Origin of the sequence: Roseobacter weihaiensis (assembly GCF_020622345.1) — a bacterium.
Classification (GTDB): domain Bacteria; phylum Pseudomonadota; class Alphaproteobacteria; order Rhodobacterales; family Rhodobacteraceae; genus Roseobacter; species Roseobacter weihaiensis.
The window spans coordinates 148709-174217 of the sequence record NZ_JACNMO010000011.1; the positions used below are offsets into that span (position 1 = coordinate 148709).

General features: G+C 62.1%; 23 protein-coding genes and 1 riboswitch. Of the genes, 9 read left to right on the forward strand and 14 right to left on the reverse strand.

Features of this window, described 5'->3' with window-relative positions:
* Position 1 precedes the first annotated feature (1 nt).
* From H7847_RS14475 to H7847_RS14490, 4 genes are read right to left on the reverse strand one after another with little or no spacing between them, the layout of a single operon-like run.
* Positions 2 to 1141: a precorrin-3B synthase gene (locus tag H7847_RS14475; protein WP_227270193.1), complete on the reverse strand. Its 1140-nt coding sequence runs from the start codon at positions 1139 to 1141 to the stop codon at positions 2 to 4.
* On the reverse strand, positions 1138 to 4419 hold the full coding sequence (cobN, locus tag H7847_RS14480) for a cobaltochelatase subunit CobN (RefSeq protein ID WP_227270194.1): 3282 nt from the start codon (positions 4417 to 4419) through the stop codon (positions 1138 to 1140). Before cobN ends, H7847_RS14475 begins: the two co-directional genes overlap by 4 nt.
* 6 nt (positions 4420 to 4425) lie before the next feature.
* A complete protein-coding gene (gene cobW / locus H7847_RS14485) occupies positions 4426 to 5481 on the reverse strand; it encodes a cobalamin biosynthesis protein CobW (protein ID WP_227270195.1) in 1056 nt (351 codons plus the stop codon).
* On the reverse strand, positions 5474 to 5854 hold the full coding sequence (locus H7847_RS14490; protein WP_227270196.1) for a DUF1636 family protein: 381 nt from the start codon (positions 5852 to 5854) through the stop codon (positions 5474 to 5476). The genes cobW and H7847_RS14490 overlap by 8 nt, the downstream gene beginning before the upstream one ends.
* A 91-nt stretch (positions 5855 to 5945) precedes the next feature.
* A riboswitch (cobalamin riboswitch) is annotated at positions 5946 to 6140 on the reverse strand.
* An 88-nt stretch (positions 6141 to 6228) separates the two neighbouring features.
* Between H7847_RS14490 and cobO the strand changes: the two genes are divergently transcribed.
* Entirely contained in the window at positions 6229 to 6837 is a 609-nt protein-coding gene (cobO, locus tag H7847_RS14495) for a cob(I)yrinic acid a,c-diamide adenosyltransferase (RefSeq protein ID WP_227270197.1), read from the forward strand.
* A gap of 13 nt (positions 6838 to 6850) precedes the next feature.
* A complete protein-coding gene (locus H7847_RS14500) occupies positions 6851 to 8296 on the forward strand; it encodes a cobyric acid synthase (RefSeq protein WP_227270198.1) in 1446 nt (481 codons plus the stop codon).
* Positions 8297 to 8346: 50 nt separating this feature from the next.
* Here the strand turns inward: H7847_RS14500 and H7847_RS14505 are convergent, their stop codons facing one another.
* The 3 genes from H7847_RS14505 to H7847_RS14515 all read right to left on the reverse strand — a co-directional run bounded on the left by H7847_RS14505 (position 8347) and on the right by H7847_RS14515 (position 10711).
* Positions 8347 to 9750, reverse strand: a complete 1404-nt coding sequence (locus tag H7847_RS14505) for a PepSY-associated TM helix domain-containing protein (protein ID WP_227270199.1) — start codon at positions 9748 to 9750, stop codon at positions 8347 to 8349.
* Positions 9751 to 9762: 12 nt separating this feature from the next.
* Positions 9763 to 10275, reverse strand: coding sequence for a copper chaperone PCu(A)C (locus H7847_RS14510; RefSeq protein WP_227270200.1), 513 nt, complete (start codon positions 10273 to 10275; stop codon positions 9763 to 9765).
* 70 nt (positions 10276 to 10345) lie between these two features.
* Positions 10346 to 10711 (reverse strand): hypothetical protein, encoded by a 366-nt coding sequence (locus tag H7847_RS14515; RefSeq protein ID WP_227270201.1) that lies wholly within the window; start codon positions 10709 to 10711, stop codon positions 10346 to 10348.
* Positions 10712 to 10942: 231 nt separating this feature from the next.
* Here H7847_RS14515 and H7847_RS14520 point away from each other — a divergent pair, with 231 nt between their 5' ends.
* Positions 10943 to 13099: an esterase-like activity of phytase family protein gene (locus H7847_RS14520; protein ID WP_227270202.1), complete on the forward strand. Its 2157-nt coding sequence runs from the start codon at positions 10943 to 10945 to the stop codon at positions 13097 to 13099.
* A gap of 73 nt (positions 13100 to 13172) precedes the next feature.
* On the opposite strand, the gene H7847_RS14525 is transcribed toward H7847_RS14520, so the two are convergent.
* The 3 genes from H7847_RS14525 to H7847_RS14535 form a co-directional block, all read right to left on the reverse strand.
* A complete protein-coding gene (locus H7847_RS14525) occupies positions 13173 to 13715 on the reverse strand; it encodes a hypothetical protein (RefSeq protein ID WP_227270203.1) in 543 nt (180 codons plus the stop codon).
* 35 nt (positions 13716 to 13750) lie between these two features.
* Entirely contained in the window at positions 13751 to 14341 is a 591-nt protein-coding gene (locus H7847_RS14530) for a methyltransferase domain-containing protein (protein WP_227270204.1), read from the reverse strand.
* Between the two features lie 140 nt (positions 14342 to 14481).
* A complete protein-coding gene (locus tag H7847_RS14535; RefSeq protein WP_227270205.1) occupies positions 14482 to 15714 on the reverse strand; it encodes a urate hydroxylase PuuD in 1233 nt (410 codons plus the stop codon).
* A 100-nt stretch (positions 15715 to 15814) separates the two neighbouring features.
* Between H7847_RS14535 and H7847_RS14540 the strand changes: the two genes are divergently transcribed.
* Complete coding sequence (locus tag H7847_RS14540; protein ID WP_227270206.1) at positions 15815 to 16735, forward strand: LysR family transcriptional regulator; 921 nt, start codon at positions 15815 to 15817, stop codon at positions 16733 to 16735.
* On the opposite strand, the gene uraH is transcribed toward H7847_RS14540, so the two are convergent.
* Positions 16732 to 17085 carry a hydroxyisourate hydrolase gene (uraH, locus tag H7847_RS14545; RefSeq protein ID WP_227270207.1) on the reverse strand — a complete coding sequence of 118 codons (354 nt, stop codon included), beginning with the start codon at positions 17083 to 17085 and terminating at the stop codon, positions 16732 to 16734. The genes H7847_RS14540 and uraH overlap by 4 nt on opposite strands.
* Positions 17086 to 17236: 151 nt before the next feature.
* On the opposite strand from uraH, the gene puuE reads away from it, so the two are divergent.
* Genes puuE through H7847_RS14560 form a run of 3 tightly spaced genes read left to right on the forward strand, consistent with a single transcriptional unit; the run spans position 17237 to position 20610 of the window.
* On the forward strand, positions 17237 to 18649 hold the full coding sequence (gene puuE, locus H7847_RS14550) for an allantoinase PuuE (protein WP_227270208.1): 1413 nt from the start codon (positions 17237 to 17239) through the stop codon (positions 18647 to 18649).
* Positions 18646 to 19152 carry an ureidoglycolate lyase gene (locus tag H7847_RS14555; RefSeq protein WP_227270209.1) on the forward strand — a complete coding sequence of 169 codons (507 nt, stop codon included), beginning with the start codon at positions 18646 to 18648 and terminating at the stop codon, positions 19150 to 19152. The genes puuE and H7847_RS14555 overlap by 4 nt, the downstream gene beginning before the upstream one ends.
* Before the next feature lie 33 nt (positions 19153 to 19185).
* A complete protein-coding gene (locus H7847_RS14560) occupies positions 19186 to 20610 on the forward strand; it encodes a uracil-xanthine permease family protein (protein ID WP_227270210.1) in 1425 nt (474 codons plus the stop codon).
* A gap of 79 nt (positions 20611 to 20689) precedes the next feature.
* Here the strand turns inward: H7847_RS14560 and H7847_RS14565 are convergent, their stop codons facing one another.
* On the reverse strand, positions 20690 to 21523 hold the full coding sequence (locus tag H7847_RS14565; RefSeq protein WP_227270211.1) for a bifunctional allantoicase/(S)-ureidoglycine aminohydrolase: 834 nt from the start codon (positions 21521 to 21523) through the stop codon (positions 20690 to 20692).
* Between the two features lie 404 nt (positions 21524 to 21927).
* On the opposite strand from H7847_RS14565, the gene H7847_RS14570 reads away from it, so the two are divergent.
* Positions 21928 to 23064 (forward strand): lytic murein transglycosylase, encoded by a 1137-nt coding sequence (locus H7847_RS14570; protein WP_227270212.1) that lies wholly within the window; start codon positions 21928 to 21930, stop codon positions 23062 to 23064.
* 1 nt (position 23065) lies between these two features.
* On the opposite strand, the gene rarD is transcribed toward H7847_RS14570, so the two are convergent.
* Both rarD and H7847_RS14580 read right to left on the reverse strand, forming a co-directional pair.
* The gene (rarD, locus tag H7847_RS14575) at positions 23066 to 23974 is read right to left on the reverse strand and encodes an EamA family transporter RarD (protein ID WP_227270213.1); all 909 of its coding nucleotides are present in this window, start codon (positions 23972 to 23974) and stop codon (positions 23066 to 23068) included.
* A 109-nt stretch (positions 23975 to 24083) separates the two neighbouring features.
* Positions 24084 to 24674, reverse strand: a complete 591-nt coding sequence (locus H7847_RS14580) for a L,D-transpeptidase (protein ID WP_406676003.1) — start codon at positions 24672 to 24674, stop codon at positions 24084 to 24086.
* Between the two features lie 737 nt (positions 24675 to 25411).
* On the opposite strand from H7847_RS14580, the gene H7847_RS14585 reads away from it, so the two are divergent.
* A partial coding sequence (locus H7847_RS14585; RefSeq protein WP_227270220.1) for an acetyl-coenzyme A synthetase N-terminal domain-containing protein occupies positions 25412 to 25509 on the forward strand: 98 nt, incomplete at its 3' end.

Sequence of the window (25509 nt, forward strand, 5' to 3'; positions counted from 1 at the left end):
GCTACCGGGCAATCTCTTTCGCAATATCGTCACGAGACAGACCTCGGACGGATGGCGCATCCCACGCTGTGCCGTTGCGCACAAGGTCAAAGTAGCCATCGGCACCGACCAGTGTGAGATCGGCGGAACCGGGATGCGCGCATCCTTTGGCACATCCCGAGACATGCAGTGTCTGCCCCGTAGGCATCTTGCCTGAAAGCGACAGGGCAAGCGCACGGGTCTCGGCCTGCCCTTGGCTACACTTGGGCAGTCCCGGGCAGGCATGCACCCGCAGGGTGGCATCCCCGGGGTCGCAAACAAATGCCTCGACCCGTTGCGGCGCGGCCCCTTCAAGCACAAACAACCGCCATGGCGTCAGCCGGAGGCCGGTCCCCGCACCCTCCGATATCAGATGTGCCAGCGCGGCGGCATCTATGGCCCCGAAGGGCACACCGTAGACCGCCCCGATCGCGTGGACTCCGGGTTGCAGCATCGCGCCCGGCGCGCGCGGCCGCGCCCCCTGAAATCGGGTGGGCAAATCTTGGGTTGCAAGATGGCGCGCCATGCGGCCCGCGCGCGCGCCGCCCGTGTCCACAAACCACAGCGCCAGCGCCCGCAACATCTCGGGCGCTGTGTCCTCGGTGACGGCCACGCCCGTGTCCGCGCCATCCGCCCGCAGGATCAGCCCGACCTCCTGCCCGCGTTCGAACCGGAAATCCGCCGACGCCTTTGCCAGCAGGGGCTGCGCGCCGGTATCAAGCGCGATGCCCATTTTTGCGGGCAGGTCCGGAAGCGTTGCAAGACTGGCCAACAAAACCTTGTAGAGCCACGCAGTCAGGTCGTCCTGACCCCACTGGGGTGTGGTGAGGATGTTGCGCCGGGCCTCCTGCGCCGGGGTGGCGTCCAGCAGCCCCGCCGCCATCAGCGCCTCAAGCAAATCGGGATGCCCGGCCGCGCGCACCCCGCGTAATTGCAGATTGGCGCGGGAGGTCAGATCGATAATGCCATTGCCATAGGTCTGCGACAGGTGGCACAGGGTCAGCGCCTGTGTCCGGTCAAACCGGCTCATGTGAGGCCGGACCCGGACGATCAGACCATCCCCCGACATCATCGGGCGATGCGCACCGGGGCACCAGCCCTTGACCGTAGGTGTGGCGGTCATTCTGCCGCCTCCAGCGAGGCAAGGATGGAATTGCGCCGCGATGTCCAGAGCCCGGCCGCATGCAGCGCGGCAAAGCGGTCGCGCATGGCGGCATGGGCTTCCGGGTTGGCATCGGCCAGAAAGGCTGCGACCTCGGCATCACCCAGGGTTGCATCGTAATAAAGATCAAAGAGATGGTCCGGGACCACCTGCGCGAGCTGCGCAAAAGCCGCCATGTTCTCCAGGGTTGAGGCGATCTCCGCCGCGCCACGGAACCCGTGCCGCCGCATGCCCGCAATCCAGTCGGGCTGCACCGCGCGCCCGTGTACGACCCGCGCGATTTCTTCGGTCAGGCTGCGGGTGCGCGGCGCGTCGAAATCCGTGGCGTCAAGATGATAGAGCCCGGCGCGCCCGCCCGTAACCGCTTGGGCCGCAGCGAAGCCCGCCTCATGAGTGGCGTAATCTTCGGCCAGCAGCACATCGGTTTCCGGCAAATCCTGAAGGTGCAGGAAGGCCTTGGCACCGACCACTCGCGCGCGCAAACCTGCCGCGTCCTGCACGGCGTTATCCCCGTCCACAGCCCAGCTTGACGCCGCCAGCCACGCCTCCCCCGCCGCCTTGCGGGCATCCTCAGAATAGTCACCGATATGCGCGCCCATCGAGACCCCGAAATGGCCCGGCGCGGGGCCAAAGACCCTCGCACCTGACTGGCCGACATAGGGGTTCCAGTCGGGGGCCTCGTCGCGCGCTGCCAGCGCCCGCACCGCCTGAGCAAAGAGGGCCGTCAGGGTTGGAAAGACATCGCGGAAAAGCCCCGAGACGCGAAGGGTCACGTCCAGACGCGGGCGGTCCAGTTCGGTGATCGGCAGCACTTCGATCCCCGAAACCCTTTCGGATTTTGCATCCCACCGTGGGCGCACCCCCAGCAGGCTGAGCGCCATGGCAAACTCCTCGCCGGCCGTGCGCATCGTGGCAGAGCCCCAGAGATCGACCACGAGGCTGCGGGGCCAGTCGCCCTCGTCCTGCAGATACCGGCGCACGAAGTCATCGGCCAGCCGCTGCCCCTGGGCGTAAGCCGCCCGTGTCGGGACAGCCCGCTGATCGACGGTGTAGAGGTTACGGCCCGTGGGCAGCACGTCCTGCCGCCCGCGGTAAGGGGACCCCGAGGGGCCGCCCTCAATCCGCTTGCCATCCAGCGCATCCAGCAGCGCCAGGCGTTCCGCCTGCGAAGAGGCCTGCGCATCAAAAGGTGTCTGACCGGCGGGGGCGCGTCCCCAGATGTGCAACCCGTCACCGAACTGGCTGTCCTTGACGTCGCAGACAAAACGGTCGATGCGGGTGATCGCCTCGGCGGCACAGGACACGCCCGCCAACCCCAACTCGTTTTCGACACCCAGGGCCTGCGCCTCCTGTCGGATATCTTCCTGCAAGCGGTCGCGCCGACGCGGGTCAAGCCCGTCCGCGTTGGAGAACTCATCGAGCAGCGCCTCCAGCCGGGTCAGCCTTTCGGGCGTTGCGGCCTGCCGCATCGGTGGCGGGATGTGCCCCAGGGTCATTGCGCCGATGCGGCGTTTGGCCTGCGCGGCCTCGCCGGGATCGTTGACAATAAACGGATAGATCACCGGGCTCGCGCCGGTGAGCAGATCCGGCCAGCAGCTTTTGGAGAGTGCAACGGATTTGCCCGGCAGCCACTCCAATGTGCCATGCGCGCCGATATGCACGATCACATCGACCTGGCGCTGCAGCCATAGATAAAAGGCCACGTAGCCGTGACGCGGCACCCGTGCCAGATCATGGTATTCTGCGTCCCGCAGTTTTGGCGTACCACGCTCCGGCTGGAGCGCGACAAGCACCTTGCCACGGGCAAGGACCGGCAGCGCGAGACTGCCCTGTTCAAATGCCGCATCCGCTTCCGGGTGCCCCCAGGCGGCGATCAGATCGGCCTGCGCAGCGGCGGGAAGCGCAGCCAGGGCGCGTTTGTAGTCCGCCAGTGGCAAGGGCGTTGCCGCGGCTTGTAGGTCATCGCCTGCGATCGTGCCGCCGGTATCATAGCCTGCCATCTTCAGATCATCGAGAATGGCATCTGCCGAGGCGATGGCGTCCAGCCCCACCGCATGCGCGAGGTTCCAATCCCGCCCCGGATAGGTGGAAAGCACCAGCGCTACCCGCCGTTCAGAGACCGGCGTGACGGACAGGCGATGCCAGGCGGCGATGCGGTCGGCTGCCGCCGCGATCCGCTCATGATGCGGGGTGTGGACGTAGCGGGAAAACTCAAGATGCGGATCGCGCGCCTGCGGCTCCTTGAAGGACGCGACCCCGGCAAAGAGCCGACCATCCACCTCCGGCAGCACCACATGCATCGCCAGATCGGCAGGTGACAAGCCGCGATCCGCCGCGGCCCAGGCCGCCTCTCCGGATGTTGCCAGCGCGATCTGGAAAACCGGCACGCCGGGGGCGTCCAGCGGCGAGGCCCCTTGCGCCCCCTGCCCGGAAAAAGATGTCGCATTCACGATGGCCGCAGGATCCAGATGGCGGAGCTGGCGCGCCAGCCATTCCGTGGCCCCCGGTGCCTTGAGCGAGGGTGCAAAGAGGCCCATGACCTCGAAACCCCGCTGGCGCAGGGCCGAAAACATTGCCTTGATGGGGGCAAGGTCTGCGGCCACCAGATAGGAGCGGTAGAACACCACGGCAATCAGGGGCTTGACTTGGCCGCCCGCAAGGACCGGGCAGCTCACCCCATGTTCGGGCGTCCAGCCGCCGACAAAGGGCAGTTTCTTGGCGCCCTTGACCGGACCGGCATAGAGGCCAGACGCCAGCGCCATCTGTGCCAGCGCCGCCTGCCAGGCCACCACCCCGCCGGTGTCGCAAAGGTGCTGCAACCGGCGCAGGGTCGAGACCGGCAGCGTAGAGACCGCATCCAGGCTGGGGTCCACCCGACCGTCTGCGGGCAGCACGGCAAGGGCAATGCCTTGCTGCCGCGCCAAGGCTTCGATCTGTTGCAGCCCGTAGGGCCAGTAGGGCACCCCGCCAATGAGACGGATCAGGATGCCGCGCGTGCCACTGAGGGTTTGCTCCACGTAGGTATCAACCGACAGCGGATGCTTGAGGGCCGCGATATTGGCCAGCCTGAGACCCGGCAGTTTGCCATCCGGTCCGCCGCCCTTGTGCCAGGCCTCCGCCAAAGCCCCGAGGTCTGAATCCGAGAGGCTGAGCACCACCAGATCCGCCGGGCTTTGCCCCAGATCGGTTGGTGTCTCGGTCTCTTCCAGACCGTGGCTTTCGCGAAAGACGACATGCATGAGATCTTACTCGGCCGCTTCCCGCGCGGGGGCCAGCACGGAGCGGATCGCTTCGACGTCGATATCGTCATGCTCCGCAATCACGACCAACCGCCCGGCGCGCGGCTCACCCGCGCCCCAGGGCCGGTCGTACTGATGCCGCACCCGCGCGCCCACGGCCTGCACCAGCAGGCGCAGGGGTTTACCGGCCACGCAGGCATATCCCTTGACCCGCAGGATGTTCTGGCTCTTGGCCAGATGCTCGATCCGGTCCACAAGATCCAAAGGATCGGTGAATTCCGGGATGTCGATCACCACGGATTCAAAATCGTCATGTTCGTGATCGTCATGGCCATCGTGATGCGACGGGCGCGCGTCCATATCGTCTTCGGCAGCGGCCTCGAGCCCCAGAATGACACGCGGGTCGACCTGACCTTCCGCAACCTCGACCACCGGGATGGGCCGAGGGCTTTCGGCGGCAATCACCGCCTTGGCCCTGGCCAAGCCCTCTGGCCCGGCCAAATCCGGCTTGGTCAGCAGGATGATATCGGCACAGGAAATCTGATCGCCAAAGACCTCGGACAGGGGCGTTTCATGATCAATGCTGTCATCCGCCAGCCGCTGCGCGTCCACCTTGGCCACATCCATGGCAAACCGGCCCGCCGCCACGGCCTCGGCATCTGCCAGTGCGATCACGGCATCAACGGTGATTTTCGAGCGGATATCGGGCCAGTCAAACGCCTTGAGCAGCGGTTTGGGCAGGGCCAGCCCGGAAGTTTCGATCAGGATATGCTCGGGGCGCGGGTCCAGCGCCATCAACGCCTCGATCGTGGGGATGAAATCATCCGCCACAGTGCAACAAATGCAGCCGTTGGCCAGCTCCATGATGTTTTCCGCCGGGCAGTCGGGGATCGCACAGCCCTTGAGTATTTCGCCGTCCACACCCACATCGCCGAACTCGTTGACGACAACGGCCAGCCGCTTGCCACCGGGGTTCTGAATGAGATGAGAGATCAGTGTCGTCTTGCCGGATCCCAGAAAACCCGTGACAACAGTGACGGGGAGTTTTGCCAGATCAGTCATTGGGGGTGTCCTCCTGCGGCGGAATGCGCGCGATACAGTTGCGTTTGAAATGCTCCGGGCGCGTGCGCCACGGGATCAGACCATCCGCGGTCTGATGATAAAGACCCGCGCCTTCGATCAGCGTGTCCAGATGCGACACCTCGTGCAGATTTCCGTACACATAGGTCCACTTTTGCGCCCCGCCGCGCAAGGCGACCGAGCATCCGTAATCGCAGTTTTGCAGGCATTCGACGGCGCGTACGGCAACGCCCTGCGGCAGAGCGCGCGCCTTGAGGGTCTCGAACAGATGGGCACCGGGGCGCTCACCCTCCTCGGTGACCTCGGTGCCGCGTTTGCATTTGATACAGACCAGAATCTCGGTTTGCTCAGGCATGCAGCACCCCCGAATTCACCAGGCGGGCTGCCGTGGATACAGCATCAAGTAACATCGTCTCTCTCTCCTCCGGGACACCCCGCCCGGGCCAGCATTGCGTTTCAGGATGGCAGGTCTCCTGGCTCACGGGTCACGGCCCATCTGCGCCTTCCCGGCCCAAGGATCGGACCAGTGGCATGGTGCAGGTGCGCTCTCCGCTTACAGTTGCGGGGGCAGCCGCGGCATTGCACCGCGTTCCCTTTTGCGCCTTGGGATCGAACCAAGGCAACCATCAAATCGTGCAGGCATTGTTCAGCCACGGCGGCAGATGTCAATGGTTGACGCTGCCCGGCGCGCATGCATTTTGAGGGCGAACCCACAGTTAGGATCATCCCATGACCGACGAGAACGCCCGCCACGCCGAAAAGATGCGCAAGATCAAAGCCGCGCGCGACAAGATGATGGAGACCAAGACCGAGGAAAAAGGGCTCATCATGGTGCATACCGGCGCGGGCAAGGGGAAATCCTCTTCGGGGTTTGGCATGGTCATGCGGTGCATCGCGCATCAGATGCCCTGTGCCGTGGTCCAGTTCATCAAGGGCAACTGGGACACGGGCGAGAAGTCGTTCTTGCGGGGACGGTTTGCCGAGGAGTGTCGCTTTTTCGTCTCCGGCGAAGGTTTCACCTGGGAGACGCAGGACCGCGAGCGGGACATCGCCGCGGCCCAGAACGGCTGGAAGATCGCCAGGGAACAGATCCTCGACCCCGAAATCCAGTTCGTGTTGCTTGATGAGATCAACATCGCGCTGCGCTACGACTACCTTGATATCGACGAGGTGGTCGATTTTCTGCTGCACGAAAAGCCCCGTATGACCCATGTCTGTCTGACCGGGCGCAATGCCAAGCCGGAATTGATCGAGGCGGCGGATCTGGTGACGGAAATGAGCCTCGTGAAACATCCTTTCCGCGACGGGGTGAAGGCGCAGAAAGGCGTCGAGTTTTGAGCGCCCCGGCCTCATGACCCGCGCGATCATGCTGCAGGGCACCGGCTCTGACGTGGGCAAATCGGTGCTGGTGGCGGGGCTCTGCCGGGCGGCAAGACAACAGGGGCTGTCGGTCGCGCCGTTCAAGCCGCAGAACATGTCCAACAATGCCGCCGCCACACCGGATGGGGGCGAGATCGGGCGCGCGCAGGCGCTGCAGGCGCTGGCCGCCGGTCTGAAGCCGCATACGGATATGAACCCCGTCCTGCTCAAGCCCGAATCCGAGACCGGATCGCAGGTCATCGTGCAAGGCAAGCGTTTCGCAACGGCCCGGGCACGCGATTATGCCAAGCTCAAGCCGCAGCTTATGACCCATGTGCTGGAGAGCTTTGAGCGGCTCAAAGCCCGCCACGATCTGGTGATCGTCGAGGGAGCTGGCAGCCCGGCCGAGGTCAACCTGCGCGCGGGCGACATCGCCAACATGGGCTTTGCGCAGGCGGCAGGGGTGCCCGTGGTGCTCTGTGGTGACATCAACCGGGGCGGTGTCATTGCCCAGATCGTGGGCACGCAGGCGGTGCTGACGCCCGAGGATGCGGCACTGGTTCAGGGCTTCCTCATCAACAAGTTTCGGGGTGATTCCAGCCTCTTTGACGATGGCTACGCCTTCATTCAGGACCAGACCGACTGGCCGGGGTTTGGCGTGATCCCCTGGTTTGACACGGCCTGGAAGCTGCCTGCCGAGGACGCCTATGACATCGGCACCCAAGCGCGGAAAGACGGGTTGCATGTCGTCTGCCTGCAACTGGCCCGGATCGCCAATTTCGATGACCTCGACCCGCTGGTGCAGGAACCCGGCGTGCGCGTGACCATGCTCCGCGCGGGCCAGGCGCTGCCGGGCGATACGGATGTGGTCATCCTGCCGGGCAGCAAATCGACGCGGGGCGATCTGAGGTTTCTCAAACAGCAGGGATGGGATGTGGATATCAAGGCGCATCTGCGCCGCGGCGGCCACGTGCTGGGGCTGTGCGGCGGCTACCAGATGCTCGGCACTTCCGTCGCAGATCCTGACGGGATCGAAGGCCCCCCCGGTACGGATGCGGGGCTGGGGTTTCTGGACGTCACTACGGTGATGACATCCGACAAGCAGGTCCGCCCCACGTCGGCCACGCATTGCGCCAGCGGTCAGGGCTTCACCGGCTACGAGATACATCTGGGCCAGACCGAAGGCGCCGATTGCAGCCGGCCCTTTGCCCAGGTCGGACCCCGCTTTGACGGGGCCATCAGCCCCGACGGCCGGGTCAGCGGCACCTATCTGCACGGGATGTTCAGTGATGATGCGTTTCGCGCGCTCTGGTTGGCCGAATTTGGCGTGAAACAGCAGGTGACCTATGCGCAGAGCGTGGACCGTACCCTCGACGGGCTGGCAGAACATCTGCGGCAGCACGCCGATGTCGAGGGCCTGCTGAACCTGAAGGTGTGATCCGTCGCCGCCCGGAGAAAACCCCGGGACAGCGACAGGCCCGGCAGACCTCAGGTCAAGGCACGGCGTAGCCTCGGTAGCCGCGAGAGCACCAAGGTATCGAACGCGAGCACCGCCAGCAGGGTGATCCCCGCCATCGGGAAGGCCAGTGAGATGGCAAGGCCCACGAGCACGGCCCCCTGCCATACCGGCATTTCCTTTGGCATCGGCGGCGCGGCCAGCCGACCCGCCCCTTCGGGACGCCGTTTCCACCACATCACCACGGAGCTTACGCAAAGAAAAAGCACCGACAGGCAAACCAGCGTGTTGGCAAGTACGCTCCACAGCCCCAGCGTGCCCATGTGCAGTGCAATCCCCACGGCCATGGCTTTGCCCGCCCATGAATAATCCTCGTAGCGCACATCGGCCAGAATCTTGCCAGTGAACTGATCCACATGCACCGTGCGATCCGACATCGGGTTGACGCTGTCGTTGCTCATGGAATCGCGGCTCATGGTCCAGACCCCGGCGTCGGACCCTGGCAGGTTGAGCTGATAGCGCCCGTCAAAGCCAATCTGGCGGGCCAGCGCATCGATGGTGTCGAGGGTCAGCGGCGTTCCGGCCTCCAGCACCGCCACGCCAGACAGGCTGCCCGAGGCAGGCATCGGCGTTTGCTCAAGCACCCAAGGGACCTCCTTGCGGTTGTGGTTCATGCTGGCGTGGGTCTCGTCCGACAGCGGAACGTTGTCCCATTTCTCGGCGGGAAACTGGCTCCAGGCCTGTACCATCTTGCCGCCCCAGATCCCCGCCCAGGACAGCCCGGAGATCAGGAAAAATACCAGAAACAGCGAGAGCCAGAACCCCAGAAACCCGTGCAGTGACTTCCACAGGGCGCGTCCGGGACCAAAGCGCGGCCAGAGCACCGCACGCCAACCCTGCCCGCGCGGCCACCATAGATAGAGGCCTGTCGCGATCAGCACGAGCCCGAGCGAGGCGGCAATTTCAAGCATGCGGTCCCCGGTCACCCCCAGCATCAGATCACTGTGCAGCCCGTCTGCGAAATCATACCACCCGCTCCGCCGGGGATAGGCCTGCAGGACTTCAGCCGTATAGGGGTCCAGGGCCACCATGACGGCATCCTCCTCAACGTCCACCCGGAAGATCGCGGCGAGATCCGCATGCCGGGGCGACACATACTGGATCAGCGTGCCGCCCGGCACCGCCGCAAGGGCCGCTTCTGCCTGAATGGAGACAGCCAGCGCAGTCTCTTGCGGCACAACCGGAATACGTTCCCCGTCGCGGCCATCGATGAAGGCGATCCACAGCATCATCATGCCGGTCACGGCCAGAAGCGCAAAGAACGGGATCACGAAGAGGCCGGCGTAGAAGTGCCAGCGCCAGGCCGCAAAATAGAGCTTCTGCAGGCCAGTGCTGTCGGTCGCGGGCGGATTTTGGGTCGGGTCAATCGAGACCATGGTCCGAGCCCTCTAGTTTGTCGCGGCGGGGTCAGATTGACCCACACCGTGATTGGAATGGTCGATGTCGCCCGCGCCGTCCGCGCCCCGCGCCTCCACTTTGAAGACGACCTCGACGGGGCCTGCCCGCTCGAACATCAGCGTTGCGGGGATCTCTTCGCCGACCTCGAAGGGGTCACCGTTCAGCCCCATGAACATGACATGCAGCCCGCCGGGCTCCAGGGCCACGGTCTCGCCTGCGGGGATTTCAATGGTGTGGACATGCATCATCCGGGCAATGCCGTCTTTTTCCTCGGTGGTGTGCAGCATGACCTTTGGAAAATCCGCCTCGACGCCCACCAGTTGGTCGGCTTCGGTGCCGCTGTTGGTGATCGTCATGTAGCCACCCGCCGACATCGCGGTCCGGGCGGTTTCAAAGGCCATTGGATGGTCGATGGTTAGGGTGCCCGATGTGAACTCGTGGGCCACGAGGGATGTGCCTGCACACGTCAGTGCAGCACAAAACGCAAAAACTGTGCGTTTCATAGCATTTCTCCATGCTTGGATGAACCAGAGCTAAGCTGGTCAACGAAAAGTGTGAAAAATTCTCTGCGGCTCAGGTCGTCGGGGGGGCCCGCGACGCATGCGCGTGATCCAGCAAAAAGGACAGCGAGACCCTTGGAGCACTGGGTCCGGCAGCTGCTGGGCGGGCCATGGGCTGGGTGCGCTCAAGGCTGGTGTACGCCGGCAACATCGCCGAGCTGACGAGCAGACAGGCTTCGCAAATGCCAGGGCCTGTCCCGCCGTCGGCAAGATCGCCGCAAAGATCAGAGAGCGCGCCACCCGCCTGAACGTAGGCCTGCAACGCGGGGTCCAGTTCTTGCACGGCGGTGCGATGCGCAAAGCCCACACCGCTCATCGCAAAGACAAGAGCGAGGACAGTGAAAAGCTTTAAGACAGGGACAGCGGCACGCCAGTTCATGATCGAAATGGTAGCCGAATTGCCAACACCCCGCCATATCTAAAATGCACTGCGTCAGGCGCGTGTTGTGCGTCAGACCCTGGAAAGGGGCCAATCGGCCCATCTGGCACCCGGATGCGCATCTGCACCATCTGAAGGGACTTTTCACCAGCTTGTCACAGAAGCTTTGCAGAAATGTCATGGCGTTGCGCCACGGCAGACAGAGGTAATTTAACAGATGGAGATTTCCTTATGTCGCACCGCCTGCTGATGCTGAGCACGGCCATGGCCCTTGTCTCTGGCCCCGACCTGGCAGAGATGAATTTCAACCGCATCGCGTCATTTCCAGTGGCCCAGAATACACCGGAGGCCGCAGAAACCTCCTCCGAGATCATCGCGACCTCGGCGGATGGCATGACACTGGTCTACACCGACAGCCCGGCGGAGGTATTGGGGTTTATCGACATCACCGACCCCGCCAACCCGACAGCCGCAGGTGTCTTTGACATGCCGGGCGAGCCCACATCTGTTGCCGTGATCGGTCAGACCGCCTTTGCCGGGGTGAATACCTCGGAGGATTACATCAACACCTCCGGGCGGCTTCTGGCCATCGATATGAACACCAGAACCGTTCTGGCGGCCTGTGAACTGGGCGGGCAGCCCGACAGTGTGGCCGTCGCCCCCGATGGCAGCTTTGTGGCGATCGCCATCGAGAATGAGCGCGATGAGGATCTCGGTGACGGCCGCGTCGGCCAGATGCCCGGCGGCTTTGTCAGCATCGTGCCCATAAGCGACAACAGTCTGGACTGCGATGGCATTGTTGCGGCAGATATCACCGGTCTGGCGGAGGTTGCCCCCGAAGACCCCGAGCCCGAATATGTCTCCATCAATGCGGAGCGTGAGATCGTGGTCACGCTGCAGGAAAACAACCACATGGTTGTGCTCTCCGCAGCAGGCGAGGTGCTCAGCCATTTCTCTGCCGGGTCGGTGGATCTGGAGGGCATTGACGTTGATGAAGAGGGGGCGCTGACCTTCGAGGCCCGCCAGCCGGGCCGTGTTCGCGAGCCCGACGCGGTCACGTGGATCGATGCCGATCACTTTGCCACCGCAAACGAAGGAGACATGGATGGCGGCAGCCGCGGCTGGACGATCTTCCATCAGGACGGCACGGTTGTCTACGAGAGCGGCGTCTCCTTCGAGCATGCGATTGTCGAGATCGGCCACTATCCAGAAAGCAGGTCAGCCAACAAAGGCGTGGAACCGGAATCCGTGACCTTCGGGGTCTATGGCGACACGCCCTACGTCTTTGTCGGGGCCGAGCGGGCATCGATTGTGGGCGTCTACGACGTCACCGATCCGACCAGCCCGGTGCTGGAGCAACTGCTGCCCTCGGGCATCGGCCCGGAGGGTTATGTGGCCATCCCCGCGCGCGGTCTGCTCGTCTCGGCCAATGAGGTCGACGGTCGGCAAGACGGCGCGGCCGGCAGCCACGTGATGATCTACGAATACCAGGACGCCCCCGCTGCCTACCCGCATCTGACCTCCGCCGGGATGGAAAACCTGACCGGTTGGGGGGCGATCTCCGGCATGGTGGCGGAGGACGAAAGCGGGTTGATCTATGCGGTCAACGACAGCTTTTATGCCCTGCAGCCGACGATCTTTACCATCGATCCCAGCCAGCAACCGGCGCGCATCATCAAGGCCACCCCGGTGACACGCGGCGGCCAGCCGGCGCAGCTTCTTGATATGGAAGGCATCACGCTCGATGGCGCGGGCGGTTTCTGGATCGCCTCGGAAGGGCGCACGGATCGGCTGGTGCCCCATGCGCTCTACCATGTGGATGCCAGCGGGGAGATCACCGACTACGTGACGCTGCCCGCAGAATTGCAGGCCGTCGAACGCCGCTTTGGCTTCGAAGGCATCACCCGCGTGGGCGACACACTCTGGATGGCCGTGCAGCGCAGCTGGCAGGATGACCCGGAAAACACCGTGAAACTGGTGGCCTACAACATCGAAACCGAAGAATGGGGGGCCGTGCATTATCAGACCACCGTCCCCGAAACCGGATGGGTCGGCCTGTCGGAGATCGTGGCCCATGGCGATCACATCTACCTGATCGAGCGCGACAACCAGATCGGTCAAGCCGCCGTGACCAAGATCATCACCCGCGTCGCGATGGACGAAATGCAGCCCGCCGCTTTGGGTGGCCCCTTGCCGGTGGTGACGCATGAGCTGGTCGTAGATCTGATCCCCTATCTGACCTCTACGGGCGGCTATGTTCTGGACAAGAGCGAAGGCCTGGCGATCATGGAGGACGGCACATTCTGGGTGTCGATGGACAATGACGGTGTCGACGACCATTCCGGTGAGACCATGTTCTTTTCCGTCAAACCAGACACGGCGATGTAAGCCGTTCAAAAGCACGCTAAGACCCCTGTGCAGAGGCTGCGCCGGGGTCTTTACGGCTCCGGGCGCACCATGCTCACTTGGGCTTCAGATCGTTGTGCACCACGTTAATCTTGACGGTGATCCGGCCAAGACCAGCCACTTTGGCCACACAAATCCGGTGCCGACCGTCATCCAGCGCGATGCGCCCCTCCCGTCCGATGTTCACCAATGGGGGATCCTTTGCGTCCATCCGGTAACGCCCAGCCAGGCAGTCCGCATAAAGCTGATCGAGAAAACGCAGCCGCCGTATGACCTTGTCCTCCGCGTTGTAGCGGCTGGGTCCCTTGGCCACCATCCAAGCATACCAAGCCGTCTCCCGCCAGTCCTTGCCGTGATGGAAATGCTCCCTTAGGGCGGTCAGGAAGTGATAATTCTCCAGCGGGACCATGGCCGTACTCTGGCCCCTGCCGCCCTCATAACGCGCGCCCCAAAAACAGGCCTTTTCGCTGATCGCATCCCAATCCCCGCTGATCCAACCCTGATCTGACACGGCAGCGCCCGGCCTTACTTTGTGCCACTCCGGGAATTGAATGAATCCGATGGCGGCGGGGTCCATCTCTACGATCTGGCCCGGCACCAAAGCAGGCGCCTCCCCCTTCCGCTCAGGCGCGGTCAGGCTTTTTTTTTACACAGGTGGTAAAGGATGCGGTGCGGTTCCTTGCGGGTATGCTCCAGCACATCTTTTGCCTCAACGGTCCAATCCTCCCCCAGCACAGAGGCAAAAAGCGCCTCATGCCAGGCCGCCGCCGCCTCCACATCGTGCTCGGTGAAATCGGGGGCGGGCTGTCCCTGATCCTTGTAGCGCGCATGCCGCGTGCTGCCTTCGATAAAGAGGGTATCGGTTTTCCTGCCGCATTCGGACAGAACGGATCGCATGACCTCTTCTCCATCGAAGGCGTAGATGCGGTGCAGTACGCTCAAGAGCAGAATGGCGCTCCACTGCGGGCTGTTTTCAAAAAAGGCGGGTGAAACGCCCACGCGCATGAAAGCCGAGGTGTCGCCCTGAATCTTGCGTGCGGCGTTGAACTCCTCCTGCATCTTTTCGACACCAATGGCGAAATGCCCAAGCTCACCGAGGTATTTTGTCGTGAACCCGGTATTGGAGCCCACATCCAGCACCCATGAATTTCGGTGCGGCAAGCGGTCGGCAATCAGCTTGTTGCGCTTTTCAAAGCTGGCGTGCTTGTTGTGAAATCTCAGCACCTGCGGTCCTCAATGCGTTGCGGGATATGGCGCCTTCTGCGGCTTTTGCACCCTTTGGGCCCGCCCCGTTTGGCGCACCCTACAGGCAGGATGCGGGCTTCGCCAAGGGCTATATCATCGCGCAGTCAGCCCTCCGGGCGTCAGTCAGCACGTGCGTCGCGCACCCAGGCAACAATGGCCGCGCGCGCCTCCGGCTCCATCCGGATCGCATTCGGAGGCGGCATGGCATGCGATACACCTGCTTGCAGATAGATCTGGCTGGCCTGCCGCGCCACATCAGCTTCGGTCTCCAGATAGACCCCCTTTGGGGCCCACTGCATGTTTTCCCAGACCGGCTCACGCGCATGACACATCGAACAGTTTCCAACCACGGTGTCATAGACCTCCGCAAACCCTTGCGCGGCGGCGAACCGCTGCTCGTAGGATGTCAGCGGGCGCGTCTCGGCTTCTTCCCATGTTTCATGCCCGGGGACGGTCGACAGCCAGGCAATCACCAGCATGAGCAGAACCGTCACACCCCAGGTCCAATGCGGCCCGGCGCCGGTGGCGTGCAGGGTATTGAAGTAATGTCGGATCGTGACCCCGGTGAGGAAGATCAGGCTGGCGATGATCCAGGCATATTCGGTGCCAAAGGACAGCGGATAATGATTGCTCAGCATCAGGAAGATCACCGGCAGCGTGAGATAGTTGTTATGGGTGGAGCGCAGCTTGGCAATCTTGCCGTATTTGGCATCGGGCGTACGGCCTTGCTTGAGGTCTTTGACCACGATGCGCTGGTTCGGCATGATGATGAAGAACACGTTGGCCGTCATGATCGTGGCGGTAAAGGCCCCAAGGTGCAACAGCGCCGCCCGGCCTGTGAAAATCTGATTGTACCCCCAGGCCATCACCACGAGGATCACGAAAAGCAGCAGCATCAGGGGGGTGGGGCTGTCGCCCAGTTTCGACCGGCAGAGCGCATCATAGAGCAACCACCCGACAGCCAGCGACCCGCCGGAGATCACAATACCCTGCCAGAGCGCCAGATCCGCCCTCGTCGGGTCCAGCAAGTAGAGCTCCCCGCCGACCCAATAGACGATCATCAGCAGCGCCGCCCCCGACAACCAGGTGATATAGCTTTGCCATTTGTGCCAGATCAGGTGCTCGGGCATGTTTTCGGGGGCCACGAGATATTTTTGGATGTGATAGAAACCACCCCCATGCACCTGCCATTCTTCGCCGTGGCAGCCGGCGGGCAAATTGGCGGCTTTTCTCAACCCCAGATCCAGCGCGATGAAGTAAAACGATGCCCCGATCCACGCCATGGCGGTGACGACATGCAGCCAGCGAACCGAAAACGCGATCCAGTCCCAAACGATTGCCAGGTCGTACACGGCTCACCTCCGACGTTTCAACGATGCCGCCAGTCTAGGCGGCAGGATATTGTTCTGGTATTGTCATTAATTATCAAGCAGCCTCAAAAAAATCGGAACAATGTCTTATCTGGATAACATTCGCACCTTTGTGCGTGTCTATGAATTAGGCAGCATGTCCGCTGCGGGGCGGGATTTACGGATCTCTCCAGCCGTGACCTCATCCCGGATATCGCAGCTTGAGGACCGTTTGAGCGTGCGCCTGTTCCAACGCACGACACGCAGCCTGACGCCCACTGAACAGGGTAAGGCGTTTTACGGCGGGGCCTGCCAGATCCTCGAATCGGTCGAAAACGCCGAGGCACAGGTGGTCAATATCACCGAAAACCCCCGAGGGGCGCTCTATGTCGCGGCCCCGTTAGGGGTCGGGCGGCGGCTGATCGCGCCACAGGTGCCCGCGTTCTTGCAAGAATACCCGGAGGTCAGCATCCGGCTCAGGCTCACGGATCGCAAGGTTGATCTGACGACCGAGGGCCTTGATCTTGCGTTTTTTCTGGGCCAGCCCGAAGACAGCACTCTGCGCATTCGGAAAATCGCCGATGTACCGCGCGTGCTCTGCGCTGCCCCCGCCTATATCGCAGCGCGTGGGCACCCTGAGTGTGGGGAGGCGCTGGTCACAGGCCACCATGAATGTCTGAACCTGCGCTTTCCCGGCGCGACCGAATTCCAATGGCGGCTGCAAACGCAAGATGGCCCCAAGCGGTTCGCGGTCACCGGGCGTTACGAATCCGACGACGGCGATGTGCTGACCGACTGGGCGCTGTCCGGCCAGGGGATCGCGATGAAACCGGTCTTTGAAGTGAGCGCGCATATCGAGGCCGGGCGGCTTGTCCCCGTGGCCACAAAGACCCCGCCGGAGCCGATCCAGATGGCCTGCCTTTTCACCCATCGAAGGCGTCAGGACCCCAAGACCCGGCTCTTCATGGATTTTGTGATTGACCGCATCGCGCGGGCCGTCCGCGGCGAGGCACTGCCGCCCTAGCTGCCGCGATAGGTGGAATAGCCAAAGGGCGACAGCAAAAGCGGGACGTGATAATGCGCCGCCGCTGACACCCCGAACCGCAGCGGGACCACATCCAGAAACCGGGGGCTTTCGGGCGGCATACCACAGGCATCGAGGTAGTCACCTGCATGAAAGACCAGCTCATAAACGCCGGTCTCGAACACCTCGGCGGACAGGATTGGCGCGTCCGTGCGGCCGTCGGCATTGGTGACCAGCGTCTTGAGATGCTGGCGCTCGTCTCCGGCGACCCGGAAAAGGTCAATGCGCAGCCCCTCTGCCGGGCAGCCGCGTGCCGTATCGAGCACATGAGTTGTCAAATAGCCGGTCATAGCGCCTCTCGTTTTTCTATGCTGGTTTTATAGGCAGACTGTCGCGGTATAGGCAAAGGATCTGCGCCAAGACACTCCTTTTGGGTTTTTTTGAAAAACAAACGGATTGTTTTGGATTACTGCTAAAGGGCGACATGCAAAGGAACATCGCTTGACCCGCTACCCCCGAGATATGACCGGATATGGTGCCAAGCCGCCCAGGGCGCAATGGCCCGGAAACGCAAGAATTGCTGTCCAGATCGTGCTCAACTACGAAGAGGGCGGCGAGAACAACATCCTGCACGGCGATCCCGCGTCCGAAGCTTTCCTGTCGGAAATCACCGGTGCGCAGCCCTGGCCCGGTCAACGGCACTGGAACATGGAATCGCTTTATGAATATGGCGCACGTGCCGGATTCTGGCGACTGCACCGGATGCTTCGGGACCTGCCGGTGACCGTCTACGGCGTCGCCACGGCGCTCGCCCGCGCACCTCAGCAGGTGGCCGCCATGACCGCCGCCGGTTGGGAGATTGCAAGCCATGGGCTCAAGTGGATCGAGCACAAGGACATGCCAGAGGAGGAAGAGCGCCGCCAGATCGCAAAGGCGATCACATTGCACACCGAAGTTGTCGGGACAGCGCCGCGCGGATGGTACACCGGGCGCTGTTCCAGCAACACCGTGCGGCTGGCGGCGGAGACGGGGCAGTTTGCCTATGTGGCCGACAGCTACGCCGACGATCTGCCCTATTGGATGCAGTTTGACGAGCGCGATCAGCTCATCGTGCCCTACACGCTCGATTGCAACGACATGCGCTTTGCAATCCAGGCCGGTTTCACCAATGGCGGCCAGTTCGAAGACTACCTCAAAGACAGCTTTGATACGCTTTACGCCGAAGGGCAGGCCGGGCTGCCCAAGATGCTGTCCATCGGTTTGCATTGCCGCCTCACCGGGCGCCCTGGACGGGCCGCCGCACTACAGCGCGTGATCGACCACTTCAAATCCCATGAGGACGTCTGGTTTGCCACCCGGCTGGAAATTGCAGAGCATTGGGCCAGGCACCATCCACCCAGGACAGAGCTGCGCCCGTCCGAGATGGACCGCGAGACCTTCGTCGCCGAATTCGGCGGCATCTTTGAGCACAGCCCCTGGATTGCGGAGGCCGCCCATCGGCGGGAATTGGGCCCAACGCATGATGGGGCGACAGGCGTGCATCAGGCACTGACCCGTATCTTCCGGGCCGCCCCCGTCGAAAAACGCCTTGCCGTGCTCACCGCCCACCCCGACCTGGCGGGCAAGCTGGCGGCGGCAAAACGGCTGACGACGGCCTCCACGGCGGAGCAGGCATCGGCCGGGCTCGACGCGCTGACCGATGCCGAGCGCGCGCAGTTCACAGCGCTCAACGATGCCTATACGGCCAAGTTCGGCTTTCCCTTCATCATTGCGGTGCGGGACAACAGCAAGACCTCAATCCTTGAGGCGTTTCAGCGCCGTCTCGACAATGACCGCGACACAGAATTTGCCGAGGCCTGCCGACAGGTCGAACGCATCGCCGAAGTGCGCCTGATCGAGAAACTGGGCCCATGAGCGGGACACTCGTTCTTGAGACGCTGACGGCCAAGGCTTTCGCACCTTTCGGAGATCTGCTGGATGTATCAGGCCCGCCGGATAAGATGATCAATCAGGGGCTCTGCAAACGGTTCCACGACCGCGCCCGGATCGAGATCACCGACGGTCGCGCCGGGATCAGCCTCTTTCAGGCCGAACCGCGCTCCTTGCCGATCCTGCTCGACATGGTGGAACGGCACCCGCTGGGCAGTCAGGCCTTTCTGCCCATGAGCCTTGATCCCTTTGTCGTGGTCGTGGCCCCCGATGAAAACGATGCACCGGGTCGGCCAAGGGCCTTCATGACCGCGCCGGGACAGGGCGTGAACTACCACAAGGGCACGTGGCACGGCGTGCTGACGCCGCTGAAGGCGCCGGGGCTTTTTGCCATCGTCGACCGGATCGGCGCGGGCCCGAACTTCGAAGAACACTGGTTTGAAACCCCGTTCACGATCACGAACCAATCTGCTTCCACCGGCCCATAAACCGGCCTCATCTTTCAGAAGGAAGGACACAAGATGGCTGACACATCCATTGGAACACCCGGGCAGCTCCGCGATCCCAATTACACCCCGCCACTTGTCAAAGCAGTCCCGCTGGGCGTCCAGCACGTCTTGGCGATGTTTGTCTCGAACGTGACCCCGGCCATCATCGTCTGCGGTGCCGCGGGCTTCGGGTTTGGCTCGAACAGCCCCGACTTTCCCCAGATGATCTACATGATCCAGATGTCGATGTTCTTTGCAGGCATCGCCACGCTCTTTCAGTCCATCGGGTTTGGCCCGGTAGGCGCCCGCCTGCCCATCGTGCAGGGCACCTCTTTTGCCTTCATTCCGATCATGATCCCGCTGGTGGCGGGCAAAGGCGTCGAGGCGGTTGCCGTTTTGATGGGCGGCGTCATCGCCGGCGGGTTTTTCCACGCTTTCCTCGGCCTTTTCATCGGCAGGTTACGTTTTGCCCTACCCCCCTTGGTGACCGGGCTGGTGGTAACCATGATCGGTCTGGCGCTCGTGAAAGTCGGCGTGCAATACGCCGCCGGTGGTGTCCCTGCCATCGGGACACCGGCCTACGGCTCGCTGATCAACTGGAGCATGGCCGTTGTGGTCATCCTCGTCACGCTCGGGCTGAAGTTCTTTGCGCGCGGCATGCTGTCTGTTTCTGCCGTGCTCATCGGCCTTCTGGCAGGATACGCCTTTGCCTTTGTGTTGGGCGAGGTCAGCCTCGGCAACGTGGGCACGGCGTCCTCCTTTGCCCTGCCCAACCCGCTGCATTTCGGTGTTGAGTTCACCGTGGCCGCCGTCCTCGGGTTTTGCCTGATGTCTTTCGTCTCCGCCGTTGAAACCGTGGGCGATGTCTCCGGCATCACCAAGGGCGGGGCGGGGCGCGAAGCCACCGACCGCGAGATTCAGGGCGCGACCTTCGCCGACGGCGTCGGCACGGCGATATCGGGCTTTTTCGGGGCGCTGCCCAACACGTCGTTCAGCCAGAATGTGGGCCTGATCGCGATGACCGGCGTGATGAGCCGGGGTGTGGTGACGATCGGGGCGCTTTTCCTCATCCTCTGCGGGCTAATCCCCAAGATCGGCGCGGTGATCTCCTCCATCCCCATCGAAGTGCTGGGCGGCGGGGTGATCGTGATGTTCGGCATGGTGGTGGCGGCTGGCGTCTCGATGCTGTCGGACGTGCATTGGAACCGGCGCAACATGGTGATCTTTGCCATCTCTCTGAGCCTCGGTCTTGGTTTGCAACTGGAACCGGGTGCGCTGCAACACCTGCCCGAGACCGCCAAGGTGCTGGCGACCTCCGGCATCCTGCCGGCCGCCCTGATCGCCATCGTGCTCAATCTGATCCTGCCCGAAGAGTTGTCCGACACCGCAACCGAAGAGGTCTCAGGCGGCCTCTCGGGTCACGGCGAAGGGTCTTTGCCCGGCCGCGACCGCCGCTGAAACCAAAGGCCATGCCGCGAAAGGGTCCGATCCGCAGATCGGGCCCTTCGTGTCAGCAAAACCCTGAGTTTACGGCCCTCTAGGTCCCGATCACCGGGGCAAGAGACATATGACGATTGACGTCCTTGTAGAGCAGATAGCGGAACTTGCCCGGCCCGCCTGCATAGCAGGCCTGTGGACAGAACGCCCTGAGCCAGATGTAATCCCCCGCCTCGACCTCGACCCAATCGGTGTTGAGCCGGTAGGCCGCCTTGCCTTCGAGCACATAGAGACCGTGTTCCATCACGTGCGTTTCCAAAAACGGGATGACACCGCCGGGTTCAAACGTCACGATCGTGACATGCATGTCATGACGCATGTCCTTGACGTCAACAAAGCGCGTGGTGGCCCATTTGCCGTCTGTATCAGGCATGACATCCGGGGCGATATCCTGCTCCCGCGCGATCACCACATCGGGAGGCGCAATCCCCGTAACGGGCACATAGGCCTTTCTGATCCAGTGAAAGCGCAGCATCTGCTCCGAGGTATTGTGCAAAGACCAGTCCGCGCCGGGGGGCAGATAGGCATATCCGCCCGGCTCAAGCCGGTGGGCTGCCCCCCCCACCGTCAAAGACGCCACACCCTCAACGACAAACAGCACCGCCTGAGCACCGCCGTCGCCCTCAGGGGCGTCCGAACCGCCGCCCGGTGCGACTTCCATGATGTAATGGGAAAAGGTCTCGGAAAAACCACTTAGCGGTCTGGCCAGCACCCAGAGCCGTGTGTCGCCCCAGAACGGCAGATAGCTGACGACGATGTCCTGCATCACGCCTTTCGGAATTACCGCATAGCTTTCCGTGAAAACAGCGCGGTCCGTCAAAAGCTGGCTCTGACCGGGGTGCCCGCCTTTCGGGGCATAGTAAGGCGTGGTCATAAACGCTCCTTTGCGGCTCGGTCCTGCCGGCCAATATGGGGCGGATCTGACGTGCAGACCAGCCTCATTCGGGGCACAGCTCCTTTCGTAATCATTTGAAAATCAGTGGTAAATATCTGGGCATTAGAAACAAGGGGCATGGACACAGCCAAGCGTCAAGGGGCGTCAATTCGATTTGAAGGACATGGGTGTTCAACGGCTCGTACGCATCCGGCAAGGGGTCGGCTAGGACCTCTCAACACCCGGCATCCGGCCCCCCAAGCCCATGCATGTCCGCGTTTCTTTGTGTCGGCGGTCATCAGCGCGTTTGACTGACTGCATCGCTTTTCAGTCTGCCCTGTGCCGGAACGCTGTGATACGCCTTATGTCAAAGAGTGCAACCACGCGCCAAACAGGAGCCCTTCATGCATATAACACGCCGCCACTTTGGGATGGGTGCCCTTGCGTTCGGACTGTCTGCCTGTGCAAGCAGCCCGTTGGTCAGCCCTCGCAGTTCTGCCCTGCCGGACGACCTCAAGCCGGTTGCAAATCAGGCCTACAGCGCTTGGGTCAACAGCTTTCAGGGGCGCGCAAGAGCGCGAGGCATATCCCAGGATACCCTCACGCGGGCGTTCCGCGGCACAGGGTATCTGCCCGGCGTCGTCCGGCGGGATCGCAACCAGACCGAATTCAAAAGATCACTCGAAGACTATCTGTCCATCGCGGTCTCGGATGAAAGGGTGAGCAAGGGGCGGGCGGCCTTTGCCCGCTATCGCGACGTCTTCACGGCCCTGGAAACAACCTATGGCGTCGATGCCGAGATCATCGCGGCGATCTGGGGGCTCGAGAGCTTCTACGGTGAGCGGCGCGGCGATGTGCCGGTTATTTCGGCCACGTCGACCCTGGCCTATGACGGGCGGCGCGGGGCGTTTTTCGAAAGCCAGTTGCTGGCCGCCCTCAGGATCGTGCAAAGCGGTGACATTACCCCGGACCGGCTTGTCGGCAGCTGGGCGGGGGCCATGGGGCACACGCAATTCATCCCCACCTCCTACCAGTCCTTTGCTGTGGATTTCACCGGTGACGGGCGGCGTGACATCTGGTCGGAGGACCCCAGCGACGCGCTGGCCTCTGCCGCTGCCTATCTGGCGCGGAACGGATGGGTGCGGGGGCAGCGCTGGGGAAGCGAGGTTGTCGGCAGCGCGGGCGCGGGGACGATCATTCAGCCCCAGGCAAACGGGCCGCGATTTGCCGTCACGCAAAACTTCCGGGTTCTCAAACGCTACAACAACTCCGACGCCTATGCGATTGGTGTCGGCCATCTGGCGGACCGCATCGCGGGCGCCGGCCCCCTGCGCACCCCCTTTCCGCCCGATGCCAATGGGTTGACGAAAGACGATCGGATTGCGCTGCAACGCGGTCTGACGGCGCGCGGATTTGATACCCAAGGAGCCGATGGCGTGATTGGCCCGAACACCGAGAGTGCCATCCGCGCCTACCAGGCGAACCGCGGGTTGCCCGTGACGGGTCAGCCGTCGCAGACGCTCCTGCGTGACCTATCCTAGATCACGGGCGCGCAGTGCGGCGCACCTCTTTCGCATCGCGCCACAGCGCATAGGAATACAAAACAAGCGCCAGCCAGATGAGGGGAAAGGCGATCATGCGCGCCTGTCCGAAAGGCTCTCCAAAAACAAAGACGGCGATCAGAAAGATCATCGTGGGCGCAATGTACTGCAACATGCCAATGGTCGACAGCCGCAGCAGTTTTGCCCCGTTTGCGTAGAGCATCAAGGGGATCGCCGTGACCAGCCCGCAGCCCAGCAGCAACCAGGTGTCAGTGGCCTCTCCGGTCATGAAATGGCCACCGTCCTGCAGACCAAGAAACACCACGTAAAAGACCGCCGGTGGCGTGAGCAGCAGCACCTCAAGCAGGAACCCCTGATTGGGCCCAACGGGCAGCGACTTTTTGAAATAGGCGTAAAAACCCCATGAAACCGTGAGTGCAATGGCGACCAAAGGCACCGACCCGCTCTCCACCGTCAGGATCACCACCGCCGCAAGCGCCAGCAGGATCGCCGCCCATTTCAGCCTGTTGAGCCGTTCGCCCAAGAGCAAGGCGCCCAGAAAAACACTGAAGAGCGGGTTTATATAGTACCCCAAAGCCGCATCAAGGGCATGCCCGGAGACGATCGCCCAGATATAGACGCCCCAGTTGATGGATATCAGGGTGGCCGTCACGCAGCCCATCGCCAGCGTCCCAGGAGAGAGCAGCGCCGCACGAAGCTCTTTTGTCCGCCGCAAGGCGATAAGGGCGACAGCGGCAATGGGCACCGACCACAGAACCCGGTGCGCCAGGACTTCAAACGGCGAGATATGGGACAGCGCCTTCATGTAGATGGGCAGAAAGCCCCACAGAAAATAGGCTGAAACCGCGAACCCAAAGCCCCGCGGGCTGTCAGCGTCGGTCGATGTCACGATGCGGTTTCCTGTGTCTGGATGCTGGCAGACGTCCAGCCCGCGCACCTAAACGTAAAACGGGCAGCGGTGCAATCGCTGCCCGATCTGTCAGATCATGTGCCCCTGATTATCCCTGACCAATCGGGTAAAGCACCACGCGGGTGTTCATCGGCACGCGGTCGTAAAGCTCGATCATCTGATCGTTTATGAGCCGCGCACATCCGTTGGATACACGCCGACCGATGGTTTTTGGCTCATTCGTGCCGTGGATACGCAAAAATGTGTCGCCCCGCCCCCGCGTAAACAGATAGAGGCCCCGCGATCCCAGCGGGTTGTTGATCCCTCCCGGCATGCCGTCCGCAAATCTGGCGTAGCTTTCGGGGTCGCGTTCGATCATGTCCGGCGTTGGTGTCCAACCGGGCCATTCTTTCTTGGCGCCGATGTAGAACTCCCCCGCCTCATAAAGATCCGTTCGCCCGATCCCCACCGCATAGCGGATGGCCATTTTCTTGGGCAGCGTCCAATAAAGCGCGTACTGGCCCGGATCGACGTGAATTTCATAGGGTGCGAGCTCATTCTTGATGCGCACTTCACGGGGCAAAAACTCTTCCGGCATATTGTAATCGGGCAAAGTGGTCGGAATGGCCGCCCCTGCCCCAGCAGCGCCACACAACACAATTCCACATGCAGAACCTTGCAAAAACTGACGACGTTTCAATGATCTCTCCAACTAAATGACTTTACACACTTTTAGCATTTACGGGTCTTCCGCACGAAGCCTTAGCAAAAACATCGTTTTCACAAAATAGTTATGAGAGCGTTTCGATCCAAAACGCCTGTAAATCAAAGCTAACAAATCCTTACCTTTCAGATGCGACCGCAGGTTTTGGGCGCTGAAACACGCCAAGACGATACGTGTGGTCTGCGGGTTTACACGGAGGCTCTACCGCCTGCGTTGCTCAGACCAGCAAAGAAGCGCGGGCTGTGGCGCAATGTATGTGATGGCGGTGTAAACTCATGAGAATACGGCTCCTGAAACAGGTGAGTCGCCGCCTCCGATCTCGTCAACACGCCACGGTTGCACGTGCAGGCTTCGCCCAATTTCTACCAAAAAGCGAAATGCGCCCTGTGATGACCGGCGCTAACAGCGACCCGAGTGCCGCGCAACTATCTTTCACTCTTTGACTGGCAATATATTGGACTCGTTAACTTTTGGCGTGTTGTCGCACTTGAAGTTTACAAAAATTAAAATGATCGCAAAATAATTTTACAAAATAAATTAGTTTTATCAGATATATAGTTATTTCTTTTCAATTCTGTCGTAAACATTTCTTCAACTAAAGACCCACGCAATAATTTTGCTGGCCAACGACAGGATTGCCTTGTCACCGATTGGAGGAGATCGAAATGACCACGAAACATACCCCCCACGTTAATGCGCATCAGTATGAGGAGATGTACGCCACCTCGCTGACGGATTCTGAGGGTTTTTGGGGTGCGCAGGGGGATCGTGTGGCGTGGATGCGGCGGTTCACGCAGGTGAAGGACGTGGA

Excerpts from the sequence above, each read along its gene's own strand:
- cobW (WP_227270195.1), bottom strand. The coding sequence starts at position 5,481 with ATGACTGATCTGGCAAAACTCCCCGTCACTGTTGTCACGGGTTTTCTG.
- H7847_RS14510 (WP_227270200.1), bottom strand. The coding sequence starts at position 10,275 with ATGAAACGCACAGTTTTTGCGTTTTGTGCTGCACTGACGTGTGCAGGC.
- H7847_RS14560 (WP_227270210.1), top strand. The coding sequence starts at position 19,186 with ATGGCTGACACATCCATTGGAACACCCGGGCAGCTCCGCGATCCCAAT.
- H7847_RS14475 (WP_227270193.1), bottom strand. The coding sequence starts at position 1,141 with ATGACCGCCACACCTACGGTCAAGGGCTGGTGCCCCGGTGCGCATCGC.
- H7847_RS14505 (WP_227270199.1), bottom strand. The coding sequence starts at position 9,750 with ATGGTCTCGATTGACCCGACCCAAAATCCGCCCGCGACCGACAGCACT.
- H7847_RS14570 (WP_227270212.1), top strand. The coding sequence starts at position 21,928 with ATGCATATAACACGCCGCCACTTTGGGATGGGTGCCCTTGCGTTCGGA.
- H7847_RS14540 (WP_227270206.1), top strand. The coding sequence starts at position 15,815 with ATGTCTTATCTGGATAACATTCGCACCTTTGTGCGTGTCTATGAATTA.
- cobO (WP_227270197.1), top strand. The coding sequence starts at position 6,229 with ATGACCGACGAGAACGCCCGCCACGCCGAAAAGATGCGCAAGATCAAA.
- H7847_RS14565 (WP_227270211.1), bottom strand. The coding sequence starts at position 21,523 with ATGACCACGCCTTACTATGCCCCGAAAGGCGGGCACCCCGGTCAGAGC.
- cobN (WP_227270194.1), bottom strand. The coding sequence starts at position 4,419 with ATGCATGTCGTCTTTCGCGAAAGCCACGGTCTGGAAGAGACCGAGACA.
- H7847_RS14500 (WP_227270198.1), top strand. The coding sequence starts at position 6,851 with ATGACCCGCGCGATCATGCTGCAGGGCACCGGCTCTGACGTGGGCAAA.
- uraH (WP_227270207.1), bottom strand. The coding sequence starts at position 17,085 with ATGACCGGCTATTTGACAACTCATGTGCTCGATACGGCACGCGGCTGC.
- H7847_RS14515 (WP_227270201.1), bottom strand. The coding sequence starts at position 10,711 with ATGAACTGGCGTGCCGCTGTCCCTGTCTTAAAGCTTTTCACTGTCCTC.
- H7847_RS14555 (WP_227270209.1), top strand. The coding sequence starts at position 18,646 with ATGAGCGGGACACTCGTTCTTGAGACGCTGACGGCCAAGGCTTTCGCA.
- H7847_RS14490 (WP_227270196.1), bottom strand. The coding sequence starts at position 5,854 with ATGCCTGAGCAAACCGAGATTCTGGTCTGTATCAAATGCAAACGCGGC.
- H7847_RS14520 (WP_227270202.1), top strand. The coding sequence starts at position 10,943 with ATGTCGCACCGCCTGCTGATGCTGAGCACGGCCATGGCCCTTGTCTCT.